At 68.9% G+C, this 13,637-nt stretch carries 8 protein-coding genes; 5 read left to right on the top strand and 3 right to left on the bottom strand.

What is annotated here, in order from left to right; genetic code table 11:
* Positions 1-26 precede the first annotated feature (26 nt).
* A complete protein-coding gene (locus EYF70_RS08505; protein ID WP_131145010.1) occupies positions 27-872 on the top strand; it encodes an MBL fold metallo-hydrolase in 846 nt (281 codons plus the stop codon).
* Between the two features lie 9 nt (positions 873-881).
* Here EYF70_RS08505 and EYF70_RS08500 read toward each other — a convergent pair whose 3' ends face one another.
* On the bottom strand, positions 882-3,215 hold the full coding sequence (locus EYF70_RS08500; RefSeq protein ID WP_131145009.1) for a pectinesterase family protein: 2,334 nt from the start codon (positions 3,213-3,215) through the stop codon (positions 882-884).
* 308 nt (positions 3,216-3,523) lie between these two features.
* Between EYF70_RS08500 and EYF70_RS08495 the strand changes: the two genes are divergently transcribed.
* From EYF70_RS08495 to EYF70_RS08480, 4 genes are read left to right on the top strand one after another with little or no spacing between them, the layout of a single operon-like run.
* The gene (locus EYF70_RS08495) at positions 3,524-6,343 is read left to right on the top strand and encodes a TonB-dependent receptor domain-containing protein (protein WP_165497594.1); all 2,820 of its coding nucleotides are present in this window, start codon (positions 3,524-3,526) and stop codon (positions 6,341-6,343) included.
* Between the two features lie 7 nt (positions 6,344-6,350).
* The gene (locus EYF70_RS08490) at positions 6,351-7,970 is read left to right on the top strand and encodes a glycoside hydrolase family 43 protein (protein WP_131145007.1); all 1,620 of its coding nucleotides are present in this window, start codon (positions 6,351-6,353) and stop codon (positions 7,968-7,970) included.
* Positions 7,967-9,343: a glycoside hydrolase family 88/105 protein gene (locus tag EYF70_RS08485; RefSeq protein ID WP_131145006.1), complete on the top strand. Its 1,377-nt coding sequence runs from the start codon at positions 7,967-7,969 to the stop codon at positions 9,341-9,343. The genes EYF70_RS08490 and EYF70_RS08485 overlap by 4 nt, the downstream gene beginning before the upstream one ends.
* Before the next feature lie 14 nt (positions 9,344-9,357).
* Entirely contained in the window at positions 9,358-11,427 is a 2,070-nt protein-coding gene (locus tag EYF70_RS08480) for a GDSL-type esterase/lipase family protein (protein ID WP_131145005.1), read from the top strand.
* A gap of 79 nt (positions 11,428-11,506) precedes the next feature.
* On the opposite strand, the gene EYF70_RS08475 is transcribed toward EYF70_RS08480, so the two are convergent.
* Both EYF70_RS08475 and EYF70_RS08470 read right to left on the bottom strand, forming a co-directional pair.
* Positions 11,507-12,919 (bottom strand): DUF6630 family protein, encoded by a 1,413-nt coding sequence (locus EYF70_RS08475; RefSeq protein WP_229420758.1) that lies wholly within the window; start codon positions 12,917-12,919, stop codon positions 11,507-11,509.
* Between the two features lie 128 nt (positions 12,920-13,047).
* Entirely contained in the window at positions 13,048-13,629 is a 582-nt protein-coding gene (locus tag EYF70_RS08470) for a DNA-binding protein (RefSeq protein WP_131145004.1), read from the bottom strand.
* Between the last annotated feature and the right edge of the window lie 8 nt (positions 13,630-13,637).

Raw genomic sequence — 13,637 nt, 5'->3', positions numbered from 1 at the left:
ATGCCCTCACCCAACAGGAGAAAAAAATGAACATCCGCGACGCCGCCATCGCCACCGTGCTGGCCGCCACTGCCGGCACCGCCGCCGCACAGGCCGTCAATTACCAGCTGATCCGCAATGCCACCATCAAGGTCGAGTATGCGGGCACCACGTTCCTGGTCGACCCGATGCTGGCGCCGAAAGGCGCCTGGCCCGGCTTCGAGGGCACCGTCAACAGCCAGCTGCGCAATCCGCTGGTCGAGCTGCCAGTCCCCCTGGCCGACGTGCTGAAGGCCGATGCCGTCATCGTCACGCACACGCACATGGACCACTGGGACGATGCGGCGAAAGCGGCGATACCGAAATCCATGCCGGTCTTCGCGCAGGACGAGGCCGACGCCGCCAGCATCCGCAAGGATGGCTTCACCGACGTGCGCGTGCTGGGCGCCGACACGGAGTTCCGGGGCACGCGGCTGGCGAAGACGGGCGGCCAGCACGGCACCGACGCGATGATGGCGGCAGGCCTGGACAAGCGCCTCGGCGCCGTCTCCGGGGTCGTGTTCCGCCGCGCTGGCTTCCAGACCACGTACATCGCCGGCGACACCACCTGGACCGCCGACGTGGAGCGGGCGATCGCCACATACCGGCCGGACGTCATCATCCTGAACACCGGCTACGCGCGCATCCCTGGCCTCGACGGCTCCATCATCATGGGCAAGGAAGACCTGGTCCGCGCCGCGCAGGCGGCACCGCAGGCGCGCGTGGTCGGCATCCATATGGAGGCGGTCAACCACGCCTCGCAGACCCGCGCCGAATTGCGCGACTACGCCGCCAGCAAGGGCATCGCCGCCCGCGTGCTGGTGCCGGAGGATGGCGCGGCGTTCAGGTTCTGAGCGAAACCGTCACGGCACCGGGTTCCAGCCCTTGCCACCGCCGAAACCCGAGAAGAACGCGGCCCGGGAACCGTACGCTTCCTTCGCTTCGGCAGCACCGAGCACACGCCCATGCACCCGCTGGCTCGTATCCAGCGGCTTGCCATCCAGGTCCATCGAGCCGAACTCGCGCCACCCGGCGGTAGCCGTGGCCACGGCCGGATTCGGCACCGGCTGTTTCGCATTCGGACCGGCCCAGCCGGCCGGCGCGATGTGCGGTCCCATCCGGCAATCGATGAAGGCGATGTGGTCCCAGGCGGTCGCATAGCCTGGGCTGCGCGCCAGCCAGGTGGCGCCGGCCGGCACGTCGTTGCCGGTCGGGCCGGGGCCGTGCGTCAGGCGGCTGTTCACGAACAGGAAGCCCCTGTCGCCGGCCGACATGGTCCGTGCCTGCAGCAAATAGCCGCCGTTGTTCGAGTTCGCGCTGTCGCCCACGGTGCGGATCTCGCTGTCCTCGAACAGCGCGGCGCGGTTGTTCCCCCAGATGAAGTCGACGTTCCCGGCGATCAGGGTCCGGTAAAACCACGCGTAGCCGCGCACCTGGATCGTGTCCTGCTCGCTGAAGAAGCTGGCGTTCTTCGCAACCAGCCGGCCTTCGCTGTTGAAGAACAGTGCCTCCACCTGGCCACCGTTGGGCGAGGCGCGCAGCGTGCTGTTGCGGATCGTCAGCGTGTCGAGCGTGAGCAGGTCGGCATCCTCGACGAGGAAGATGGCGCGGCCGCCGCTGATGCCGGGCGATTGCGCATCCTGGGCGGTACCCGAGCCGGGATTCAGGCCGTCGCCGTTCAGCGCATCGATCACCACGCCGTCGCGGCTCTGGCCGCGCAGGGTCACGTTGTCCTTGCCGCGCAAGTACAGCAGCTCCTGGTAACGGCCGTCGCGGATGTCCACCGTCGCGGGCGCGGTGCGGGCGCCGTGCCGCATCACGTGATTGAGCGCGCCCTGCACCGTGCGGAAGTCGGCCGCGCCGTCGTCGTCCACCACGAGCCTGTCGCTGCGCGGGATGGCGGCGCGGGTGCGGAAGGTCCAGCCATGCTCCCTGCCGACGCCGGCGAACGGCTGGCCATTGAAGCGGCCGTTGAAGACGCCGTCGTCGACCGTGACCAGGTATTCCTCGCCCGGCGCCAGCTTCGCACTGTGCAGGTGGACGATGGCGTTGCGTCCCTCGATGGCGATCGGCTGCAGCCGCACGGCGCGGCGGTAGGATTGGCCTTCGTAGCCCAGCCGGTCGTATTCGCCGCCGGCGTGGACGGTGTCCACCAACGCGCCGTCGCGCTTGCGGTAGACGCGGACCGCGCCCGCAGCGCCCAGCGTGGGCATGGCGTCGAAGCGCAGGCGCAGCGGCGTGTCATACGGCACATTGCGCTCGCCGACGGCCGGAGCGACCGCGCCGCCAAGCCGGTAGGCGCCGCCGGAAGCCTCCTTGCGTTCGGCGACCCGCACATCGAACACCGACAGCACGTTTGGATCGTCCACGCTGGCCAGCGTCACGGTCGTGGCGCCTGCCGCCAGCGGTGTCAACGTGACGAAGCCGGCATTCGCCTCCGCGCGCACCAGCGCCGGGTTCGCGGCCGTGGCGGTAAAGCGGAAGGGCATCGCGCCGAAGGCGGTGGCAGTCGGCGGGCTGGCCGTGGTGAGGAAGGTGCCGGGCTTGCCGGTGGGGATGGCGGCGGCCGGATCGCCGGCTTGCCGGTAGGTGCCCAGCGCGCTGACATCGAGCCGCACCGGGCCGTCGCCGAGCGTTAGCTGCGCCAGTTGCGGCGCGCGGGCCAGTGCCAGCCGGGCCGGCTTCTGCGCCGGGTCGCCGGTCACCGGGATGCTTGCCTCGAACGCGGTGCCGCTCGCGACCATGCCGGTGCGGCCGCCCCGCGGCAACGCCGTATCGGTAACGTTGGTGACACGTTCGCCGTCCAGGTAGACGACCAGCGTGCTGCCGGCCATCTCGAGCCGCACGGTATGGAAACGGCCATCGGCGGCGGCGGCGCGACCGAAACCTTTCAGCCGCGTCAGCTGCCCGCCCTGCATGCGCACGATTTCCACCTGCATGCGCTTCGCCGCGGACTGGAAGCTCAGCCCAGCGCCATACCAGTTGCCTTCGTCCTGGTAGCGGCCGACGACGTACAGCTTGCCGTCGCCGCCCTGCGCGGCCAGGGGCCGGAAGCGCGCCTCGACCCAGGCATCAGCCGCAGTCGCCCCGGCGGTGCGTACCGGCGCGCCGGCGTCGATCCGCACGACCTGGCCGGCCGCCGCGGCCGATATCGATACCGCCATCATGGCCGCGCATGCGGCAATCCTTGGACCCATCACCCGTGTCTCCCTCTGTTTTCGTTGGAAGAAAGCGGTATCCAGCGCCATTTCCGTACGAAACAGCCCGGCACCGCTCCTTCTGGCCTGACCACTTTACAACAGGTCAGGCCATCAACGCCAGCGCGTCGATGATTGCGCTACCGGGGCTCGGGAGGCTGAAAAGTGAATTTCCTAACGCCCGTCAGCAGAAAACTGTTTGCGTAATCATGCTTTTTAAGCCATCCTAAAAAAAGGTTGGTCAGGCCACATGATCAGCGGCCTGACCAATGTGCAAGATAGCACCGAACAAGACTCCAGGAGACCAGATGCACCGTATTCCCCAGCGGATCGCGTTGTCCGCGATCGCCCTCGCCGTCCTCACGCTCGCCCAGTCCGCATCCGCCCAGCAAGCCGCGCCATCCGAAGCGCCGATGGCGCGCGTGGAAGTCACCGGTTCCTCGATCCGCCAGCTGGCGACCGAGAATGCCCTGCCCCTCACCACCATCAAGTCCGAAGAGCTGGTGGCGCGTGGATTGACCACGATGTCCGAAGTGGCCACGTCGCTGACGGTCGGCTCCACCAACGAACCGGTCGGCGGCGGCGGTGGCGGCACCATGATCAACATGCGCGGCCTGAACACCAACCGCACGCTGGTGCTGCTGAACGGCCGGCGCCTGCCGAACGAGGCGGTCGGCGCCAGTTCGGTCAATGTCGACGTTGTGCCGATGAGCGCGGTGGAACGGGTCGAGGTGCTGCGCGACGGCGCCTCGTCGATCTACGGTACCGACGCCATTGCCGGCGTGGTCAACTTCATCACCAAGCGCACGCACACCGGCACGACCGTCACCGGCGGCTGGGTGCAGCCGGAACGCCACGGCGGCGGCGACCAGCAGCGCGTCAGCATCGTCAGCGGCATGGGCGACCTCGCTGAACAAGGCTGGAACGTCTATGCCGCGCTGGACTTCCAGCAGCGCGCGCGGCTGGCCCAAAGCGATCGCCCGAACATCAGCGATCCGAACCTGATCGCGCAACTGGGCGGCAATCCGTTCTCCTCGGCCGTGGCGGGGTCTTCCTCGGCGCCGGCCAACTTCACTGTCTACCAGAACGGCAAGCCCACCACCCTCACCGGCAACCCCTATTTCGCCAGCGGTTGCGCCGCGCCCTACGGCGGCGCGCAGTACACGATCCCGTCCACCAAGGCCAGCGGCGCCGGGGTCGGCACCTGCATCCTGGACCCCGACCTGTACCCGCAGCTGCTGCCCGATAACATGCAGGCTTCGCTGTTCACGAAGGCATCGCTGCGCCACCATGGCGACAGCCTGCTGACGGTGGAACTGCTGGCCACCGAATCGTTCATCAAGGCGCAGAATCCGCCGCAGGTGTTCGGCGCGCAAACCGATTACGACAAATACAACCCGGGCGTGCGCAAGCCGCTGTTCATCACGCCATCGTCGAAGTGGTACCCGGGCGGCAGCGGCGGCGTGCCGGGCGTTGCCGGCGTCACCAACCAGGACCTGGCGCTGACCTGGAGCATGGACGAAGCGGGGCCCGCGCGGACGGATGACCGCCAGAACACGCGCCGCCTGGTAATCGCCGACCAGGGCGAATTCATGGGCTGGGACTACCGCGTGGGCGTGACCGCGGCCGAGAGCAAGCGGGCGGTCGGCTGGATCAGCGGCTTCTTCGCCACCGACGGCATCTACCAGGGCGTGGCGAACGGCACGCTGAACCCGTTCGGTGCGCAGGATGCCGCGGGCGCGGAATACCTGGACAGCATCCGCCGCGACGGCCTCACCTACCGTGTCGCCCGGGTCGGCTACGTGGGCACCGACTTCAACATCGCCCGCCCGCTGCTGGACCTGCCAGGCGGCCCGCTGACGCTGGCGATCGGCGGCGACTGGCATCGCGAAACGTACCGCGACGCGACGGACCCGGTGGCCAACGAAGTCACGTACAAGGTGTCCGGCACGCCGAACACCTACCCGCGCGGCGAGCGCAAGGTGACCGCGCTGTACCTGGAAGCGGATGCGCCGATCACGAAGGAACTGACGCTGACGGGTGCCGTGCGCGCCGACCACTTCAGCGACTTCGGCAACACCGTCAACCCGAAACTGAGCGTGCGCTGGCAGCCCACGCAGACCGTGCTGCTGCGCGGTACCGCCAGCACGGGCTTCCGCGCCCCCACGCTGCCGGAGCTGTACGGCACGCCGCTGACGCGCATGCCATCGACCAACAAGTGGGACGATCCGCTGCTGTGCCCGAGCGCCACGCCATCCGTGCGCGCCACCGGCAGCGTGACGACCGACCCGCGCTACGCCGGCCTGAATCTCGATCCGGCCAGGGTGTGCGACACCAACCTCACCACGTTGCAGGGCGCCAATCCCGACCTCGATCCGGAAAAGGCGCGCACCGTCACCGCCGGCATCGTGCTGTCGCCGATGAAGAACCTGAATGTGTCGTTCGACTGGTGGTCGATCAAGATGAAGGGCACCATCGCGCAGATCACCGAGGAAACCATCTTCGACAACCTGGAACGCTACCAGGACCTGTTCGTGCGCAACGCCGACGGCACGCTGGACTACATCGTCAAGACGCGCATGAACATGGGCGGGCTGCGCACGCGCGGCATCGACACCAGCGTCAGCTACACCTGGCCGACCACGCAATGGGGCAAGTTCGGCATCGGCATGGACGGCACCTATGTCGACCGCTACGAAGGCCAGAACGAGCCGGGCGGCGTGTGGGAAGACAGCGTTGGCAGGCCGGGCGCGCTGGCCACCGGGTCCACCTCGGCCAACACCTACGTGTACCGCTGGAAGCACAACCTGCGCCTGTCGTGGAACTACCAGAAGTTCGGCGTGCAGCTGACCCAGGCCTACACCTCGCACTACGACGACACCAACGCGCAGCCGAACCAGAAGCCGGGCCAGCCGTTCTTCAACCAGATCGACCATTACACGCTGTACAACCTGGCCACGAACTGGAATGTGTCGGACAAGCTGAAGCTCACGCTGGGCGTCAACAACCTGCTCGACGAAGATCCGCCGCTGTCGAACCAGCGCATCGGTTCGCGCGTGGTGTTCGCGCAGAACGTCTCCAAGCCGATCGGCCGCGCCTGGAACGTGCGCGTCAACTACACCTTCTGAGGCCACCATGCGGATGACCACCACGCTGCCAGCCTTGTCCCTGCTGCCCATGCTGCTCCTTGCGCTGTCCGGCCATGCGGCCGAAGCGTGGGTGCCGGACCTCGGCAACGGCAAGTACCAGAACCCGGTGCTGAACGCGGACTATTCGGACCCGGACGCCGTGCGCGTCGGCGACACGTACTACATGACGTCGTCGAGCTTCAACAGCGCGCCCGGCCTGCCGCTGCTGCAATCGAAGGACATGGTGAACTGGCGGCTGGTGGGCCATGCGCTGCCGAAGCAGGTGCCGGTGGCGCATTTCTCCGTGCCGCGCCACGGCGGCGGCGTGTGGGCACCGTGCCTGCGCCACCACGACGGCAAGTTCTGGATCTTCTATCCGGACCCGGACCACGGCGTGTACGTGACGACGGCAACCGACTTCGCCGGCCCGTGGAGCGAACCGCGCCTGCTGTTGCCGGGCAAGGGCATCATCGACCCGTCGCCGCTGTGGGACGACGACGGCAAGGCCTACCTGGTGCACGCGTGGGCCAAGAGCCGCGCCGGCATCAACAACCGGCTGACCTTGCGCAGCATGGCGCCGGACGGCAGCCGCCTGCTGGACAGCGAAGGCAAGGTGATCGTCGATGGCGACCGGCTGCCGGGCTACCGCACGCTGGAAGGGCCGAAGTTCTACAAGCACGAGGGCTACTACTACGTGTTCGCGCCGGCCGGCGGCGTGGAACACGGCTGGCAGTCGGTGTTCCGTTCGCGCACCATCGACGGCCCCTACGAAGACCGCATCGTGATGGAACAGGGCGATACGCCTGTCAACGGCCCGCACCAGGGTGCCTGGGTGCGGGCGCAGGATGGCAAGGACTGGTTCCTGCACTTCCAGGACCGCAAGGCATATGGCCGCGTGGTGCACCTGCAGCCGATGGCCTGGCGGGATGGCTGGCCCGTCATCGGCCGGCAGGGGCCGAAGCCCGGCGTCGGCAATCCGGTCGCCACGTACGACAAGCCCGTGGCCGGCCAGCCGGTGGCGGTGCCGGCCACCACCGATGAATTCGACGGTGCGGCGCTGGGCCTGCAATGGCAGTGGAACGCCAATCCACGCGAGGGCTGGTATTCGCTGGCCGCCCGCCCCGGCCACCTGCGCCTGCCGGTGCAGGCGGTGCCGGCGTCGAAGGATTTCATGCGCGCCGCGCCGAACATCCTTGCGCAGAAACTGCCCGCCACCACCTTCACCGCCGAGACGCGCATCGAACTGCGTGGCGCGAAGGATGGCGACCGCGCGGGCCTGATCCTGCATGGCCAGAGCTATGCGGCGCTGGGCCTGCACCAGCGCGGCAAGGACCTGCAACTGGTGTACACCACCTGCACGCCATTCAAGCCGCGCTGTACGGAAAGCGCCACCGTGCTGCTGCCGAAGGCGCCGGCGGCGCTGACGCTGCGGCTGGCGATGGCCGACGGCGCCAGCGCCCGGTTCCAGTACAGCGTGGATGGCAAGACCTTCGCCGACGCCGGCGCCCCGTTCGCCGCCACCAAGGGCCACTGGGTAGGCGCGCAGATGGGCCTGTACAGCGCCAGCGATGCCGTGGCGCCGTCCGGCGCCTGGCTCGACGCCGACTACTTCCGGGTGACCCCATGAAGAAACTGACGCTCGCCGTCCTGCTGGCCGCCCTGGCCGCCACCTCGGTTCACGCGGCCGGCCCGTACCGCAACCCGGACAACAAGAACCTGAACGATCCCCTGGAGGGCACCTATCCGGTGCCGTACAAGCTGCCGGTGGTGGCCGAGATCACGGCCCAGCTGAGCGCCGTGCGCGGCTTCATCGACCGCGCCACGCCGAGCCGCATCGTCGACAAGGCCACCGGCCAGCCGGTGAGCGACTTCGGCACGCCGGTCGCCACCGCCATCGTGGAACCGTCGCCGAACGATTTCGGCATCATGAACTACGAGATGGGCGTGATGCACGCTGGCCTGATGCTGGGCCGCCGCGTCACCGGCGATCCGGCATGGACGGCGATGACCGAGCGCCACCTGGCCTTCTTCCACCAGCGCCTCGGCTATTTCACGGAACAGGAAAAGCAGTTCAAGCTGGGCCGCGCGAACAGCTTTGCACGCTGGGTGAAACCCCATGCGCTGGACGATGCCGGCTCGATGTGCGCGGCGCTGGTGCGTGCCCGGCTGGAGAAGATCGGGCCGGACATGTCACCCGTGATCGCCACGCTGGCCGACTGGGTGCACAGCAAGCAGGTGCGGCTGAAGGATGGCACGCTGGCGCGCAACCGCCCGCAGGCGTGGTCCGTGTGGGCCGACGACATGTACATGAGCATTCCCGCGCTGGCCGAGATGGGCCGCATGACGGGCGAGCGGCGCTACTACGACGACGCCGTGAAGAACGTGCTGGGCATCTCGAAGTACCTGTTCGACCGGCAGGTCGGCCTGTACACGCACGGCTGGAACCAGAACAACCCCGATGCGCCCGAGTTCTACTGGGGCCGCGCCAACGGCTGGGCGGTGCTGGCGATGTCCGACCTGCTCGACGTGCTGCCGAAGAGCCACCCCGGCTACCAGAAGGTGCTGGCGCAGCACCGGCGCGCGCTGCGCGGCATCGCCAGGCAGCAGTCCGGCGAGGGCATGTGGCACCAGATGCTGGACCGGCACGACTCGTACCTGGAAACCTCCGGCACGGCGATGTTCGTCTACGCGCTGGCGCACGCGATCAACCAGGGCTGGATCAGCCCCACCACCTACGGCTCGATCGCCCAGGCGGGATGGGCCGGCATCTCCGCCCGCATCAAGGAAGACGGCAGCGTCGTCGATGGCGTCACCGCCACCACCTTCGCCAGCGACCACGTGTATTACTACAACCGGCCGACCAGCATCAATGCGATGGCCGGCTACGGGCCGGTGCTGCTGGCCGGCTTCGAGATGATCAAGCTGCTCAACAACCCGGACGTGGCCATCACCGACAAGGTGAAGACCTATCATTACGGGCCGAAGAAGCCGCAGCCCTGAAGAGGATCCGCACGATGCCGAAGCCCACCAACCATCGCCGGCGCGCCGCCGCCTTCGCGCTCGCCGCATGTGCGGCGATGCCGGCAGTGCAGGCTGTGGAGCTGCCTGCACCGCAGCCGGCCGAGCTGCGCTTCGACTTCACCGGCCGCCCCGCCCCGGGAGCGGTGGCGGTGGCGGCCAAGGGGAACGGCCAGGCGCCGCTGTACGACGCCGCCACCGGCCATGGCTTCGTCGACCGGACCGGCGCCCTGCCCGCCCGCCCGGTGCACACGGCGGGCATCCGCTGCGGCAGCGACGGCTGCGCGATTACCGAGCCGGCCATCGATGCCAATGCCGGCACCGATCACTACAACCACTTCGGCATGGCCTTCCGCATCAAGGCGGTGCCGGGTGCTTATGCGGTGCGGGTGCGCACCACGTCCGACGCGGCCGATACGACCGTGTCGATCACCGGCCTGCAGACCAGCCGGCTCGTCAATCCCGGCTTCTGGGATGCCGCCGGCCTGATGCCCAACCAGACCCGCGTGACGGCCCAGGGACGCGACTGGTCTTACCGCTACGTCAACGGCCGCGGGTTCATCGACATCGAGATCGAGCCGAAGAAGGCCGGCGTGCCGGTCGGCGTTGCCGAAATCGTGCTGGCGCCGATCCCGCCGCAGCCGCGCCCCGCCGGGGCGCCGCCGGTGCTGTTCACGCTGGGCGACTCCACCGTGAAGACCTATACCTTCGACGAAGCGCCGATGAGCGGCTGGGGCCAGGTGTTCGACAGCCTGTTCGACCCGGCGAAAGTGAAGGTGCTCAACTACTCGATGGGCGGCCGCTCGTTCCGCAACGCCTATGCGGAAGGCCGGCTGAACGACCTGCTGATGGCCGGCCGCGTGGGCGACGTGGTGATGATCCAGTTCGGCCACAACGACGAGAGTGCCGACGAGACGAAGCGCTTCGGCCGCGGCGCCAGCGAAGCGATGTATGCGGAGATGATCCGCGAAGTGTATGTGCCGGCGATCCGCGCGCGCGGCATGGTGCCGGTCTTCGTGACGCCGATGTCGCGGGTGAACGGCGCCCAGGCCCCCGGCGAGCCGTACGTGAATTCGTTCGGCAAGCGCCGCTTCCCCGAGGTGATGAAAGCGCTCGGCGCCGAACTGGGCGTAACGACCGTCGACCTGAATGCGCGCAGCGTGGAGTACTACAACGCCGCCGGCGCCGACGCCATCACGGCGATGGTGATGTCGATCGAAGCCGGCGAGACGCCCGGCAAGACCAACGACGGCAGCTACGCCAACGGCCACCCGGCCAACAAGATCGACGGCACGCACTACAAGGAAGCGCTGTCGAAACAGTACGCCCGGCTGGTGGTGACGGAACTGGCGCGCCTGGCCGCGGCGGGCGACCCGGTGGCGGCCGGCATCGTCGCCAGCCTGGAAGGCGGCGTGCGCCGCGCGGTGGCCGCCGGCGACTGGTCCGCCATCTACCCCGAGATCGCCGGCGACATCGTCCGTGGCGAAGGCGCGTATTACCGCAACCAGATCGAGAAGCTGCTGCAACTGGGCGTGCTGCACAAGGATGCGCAGGGCAATTTCCGCCCGCAGGCGCCGATGCGCACCGGCGAATTCATCGACGCCCTGAAGAAGGCGATGGGCTTGCCGGCCACGTCGCTGGCTGGCCATGCGGACGGCCCGCTGACGCGCGAAACGATGGGCGCCCTCCTGCACGACGCCTATCACGCGAAGTTCACCGCGAAGCCGGCGTACATGACCGACTACAACGGCAAGACCATCCTGCCCGGCAGCCCCGGCTACGATCCGAACCTGGACAGCGGCGCGCAGGGCGCCATGTACTACCCGCTGGTGCGCTGGGCGCAGCTGCAGGACACGGCGGCCGTCGCGCCGGCGCTCGCCGACAAGGTGCGCGATGCGTACGAACTGGGCCTGATCCGCTCCGAGGCGGGCATCGCGCGCGGGCGCATGGTCAACGGACGGCTGCTGGAACCGCGCATCGTGGTCACGCGGGCGAAGGCGGCCAAGGCGCTGTATTTCATGTGGGTGCTGGCGCAGCCGCCGAAGGGGGAGAACGACCGGCGTTGACACGCGCGGCGATGCGCCGCACGATCCCTCATGCCGCACGATCCCTCATGCCGAGCGATCCCTCATGCCGCGCGATCCCTTATTCCAGGTGGTACAGCTCGGCCGGCCGCGCCAGCGGAATGCCGAGGCTCCCGCTCAGGTTCCGCAGCTCTTCCAGGCATTCCCGCCGCACCACCACGGCATGCCAGGCATCGTCGCCCAGGTCGATCGGCACCAGCCGGTACGCGCGTTCCGCCAGCCAGTCGTTCCAGGTGCACAGCAGGGCCATGCAGCGGTCGATGCCGGCGGGCGGCCCGTCCGGTTCGGTGAAGTCGTCCAGCGCGCGGGCCTCGCCCAGCATGTGGATTTGCGCCGCCACGCTGTCATCGTCCTTCAGGTCCGCTGCGATGCCGAGGCGGGCCTCCTCCAGTGCTTCCACCAATTCGTGGAGGTCGACCGGATCGGCCCCCTCGATCATCGCCAGCGCGGCGTCGGTCGCCTGCTGGTCGCCGTCGCTGGCCAGTTCGATCCAGCGGGCCAGCCCGGTGCGCCCGCTGGCGGCCAGGCTGGAGCGCACCGGCAACGGCGGCGCATGGATCGCCACGCCCGCGCCAGCGCCGGCGGCCCGCCACGCATCGCGGCCATGCCGGAGGGTGGACCGGTAGTGCCGCACCAGCTCGCGCGGATAGTAGGGGTGGCCGGCGAAGGCGCTGTCGTCGATGTCCCAGCCGCATACCGCGAGGGCCACCTCGAAGGCGAAATCGCTGAACAGCGGATCCTTGCCGGCGGCCGTGTCCAGGTCCGGCTTCCAGCCGTGCGGACGCATCAGGCGCGTCCATTTTTCCATGTATGCCGCCAGCGCGGCAGGGCGCTCCTGCGCAGGCAGCGCCAGCGCGCGCAGCAGCGGCTCGGTCCACGGCCTGGAAGCGCCATGCCATGCATAAGTCGCGCCGACCGGCTGGGCCGGGTCGAATGCCTTGACCAGCACGTCGAGCAACTGGTTCCGGCTGTCGTACTGCGGCGAGACCAGCCGGTGGAACGTCTTCACGAGCCCGCCATCGGCGACCAGCAGCAGCGCGATCGCCGCGAAGCCGAAGGCGACCCGGTCGTGGCCGGCCAGCGCATGGACGCCGCGCCATTCCTCGCCGCCGTGCTCGCGGACATAGCGCGAATCCTCGTCCAGGCTGGCCATGCACCGCGCGGCTTCCGCCTCCAGCTCGGCGATACCGGCGCCGGCGGCATGCAGGTAGACCAGGTAGTGCGGATCGTCGTAGAGGCGCATGTTCAGCGTGCGCAGCCGGGATTCGGGCTTGTGCCCGACCTTGTGCGGCCTCAGGTCGGCCGCCAGCGTGCGCCGGCGCTCCAGCAGGAGATGAAGGTATTCGCCGTAGCGCTGCGCATTGCCCTGCGGGTCGCGCATCGTGCCCGGGTACTCGGGGAAGCCGGCTTCCGCGGTGTCTTCACGCTGGCGGAACAAGGCGGCGATGCTGGCGGTCACTGAGGAAATGTTCACGCTACTCCCGGGACGAAACAGTGGATCGGTGGCGTTCCCGCCTGGCGAGCGGCCAGCATAACAGCCCGGCGGGGCTGCAAAATACGCACACTGTCACGCCACCAGTCCGCCGGCCGCCGGCCGCCGGCCTACTCCGGCTGCGGCCCTTGCGGCCAGGTGCCGTCGGCGATGACCTCGGAACGGCCGCCGGCCAGCAGGATGCTGAACGGCGAACTGTCGCGGTGGCCGCAGCGCGAGTTCGACAGCAGGGTACCGAAATCGCCGAAGCCTTCGATCCGCCCGCTGCGCGGCGCGGGCCGTTCGCGGGGCACAGCTCCATCCGCGCCCGCAGTGCCCTGCCCTTCCAGTGTCGCCACGCGGGCCGACAGCGCGGCCACCGTGCGGCGCAATTCGGCCAGTTCCTCGTCCTTCCGGCGCAAGGCCCGCTCGCGCTCGGCCAGCAGCGCCTGCACGCTGCCCTCGGCATCGGCATGCAGCCGGTCCGCCAGCTGCGCCACCAGCGCCAGCAAGGCGTGTTCGGTCTCGTCGCGCCGCGCGGCGCTGTCCGGGTCTTCGGCGGCCAGCTCCTTCAGGTACTTGTGGATGGTCGACTTCGAGCCGGTATCGCCCAGCGCCTGCCGCACCGCGTCGGCCGACGGATAGCGGCCCGCCGCCAGCAGCTGGTCCCGGATCGCCTTGACCTGGTGTTTCGTGAGTCCGTTGCGTGCCATGGCGTTCT

The organism is Pseudoduganella albidiflava (assembly GCF_004322755.1).
Taxonomy (GTDB): domain Bacteria; phylum Pseudomonadota; class Gammaproteobacteria; order Burkholderiales; family Burkholderiaceae_D; genus Rugamonas; species Rugamonas albidiflava.
This window is presented reverse-complemented; position numbering and strand designations above follow the sequence as displayed.